This is a genomic window from Cupriavidus sp. L7L (assembly GCF_004353535.1).
Classification (GTDB): domain Bacteria; phylum Pseudomonadota; class Gammaproteobacteria; order Burkholderiales; family Burkholderiaceae; genus Cupriavidus; species Cupriavidus oxalaticus_A.
In genome coordinates this window covers 1-893 of record NZ_SMNY01000172.1, presented here as the reverse complement: position 1 = coordinate 893, position 893 = coordinate 1, and the positions used below count along the sequence as shown (strand labels likewise).

The 893-nt window shown below is 64.9% G+C and carries 1 protein-coding gene and 1 pseudogene; both read left to right on the top strand.

Annotation, left to right across the window (positions count from 1 at the left end):
* A partial coding sequence (locus E1J61_RS36890; protein ID WP_243737137.1) for a T6SS immunity protein Tli4 family protein occupies window positions 1–434 on the top strand: 434 nt, incomplete at its 5' end.
* 21 nt (window positions 435–455) lie between these two features.
* Window positions 456–893, top strand: a pseudogene (locus tag E1J61_RS36885) (hypothetical protein); the annotation flags it as partial.

The following is an 893-nucleotide window of genomic DNA, read 5'->3' as shown; positions in this document are numbered from 1 at the left end:
GCGCGGACGGTACCCACGATTTCGAGTGGGAAGCGGTCGGCAAGGAGCGCACCACCCTGCATCCGTCATCCATTGGCGCAAAGATGTACACAAAGGTGGCAGCCAACCGCATCGGCGCCGCGGACGAGGCGTCGCTGAGCGACGATGAGGCCGTGGCCCTGTGGGACCGGCTCCTGGGCGGGCTGCGTTTCCGTGTCGATGCGCCGCCGACGCAGACCGGCAAGCCTGGCACGGTGCGCTCGGGGCAGATCGTACCGCGCTCAGGCATGTGGCGTGCCTCGCTGCCGTCCGGCCACCCCCTGGCGGCGTGGGTGGCCGGCAAGTCCGGCGTGGTGCGGCAGGCTGGGACGCCGATGATCAGTTTCGGGCTATCGCCGTCAGATGAAGCACAGGTGGTCTGGACGTGGATGGGCGAGACGAACCGAACCTCATGATCGAAATCCTGGAGGCGGAAAATGCCCAATGATCGCATCCACCTGAAAACCGGCGAAGAGATCGGCGGCCGCGCCGGCGCCACCGTTGCCCTGACACCGTCAACCGACAAGCGCCGCGTCAGCTTGCCGGTGCCTCCGGACTGGGTCATTCCGATCATCTTTATTCCCGGCGTGATGGGATCCCATCTGCGCATGAGCCGGAAGCGTCAGGAAGATCTTGAGCGCGATGATAACCGGGCGTGGCGGCCGGACGAGAAGATCGACAGCCTTTCCCGCCGCAGAGACTCACCGAAACGCCGGCAACTGAACTTCGATCCCGACGAGACCGAGGTCGATCGCTATGAGGTGACCGAAGACGCGGGAAAGTTCGACCTGATGGGCGAGGCGACCGCAAATTCCGACAAACGGCACCGCAATGTTCCGGATGGCCTGCCCGACATCGGCTTGCTGATGAGCGCC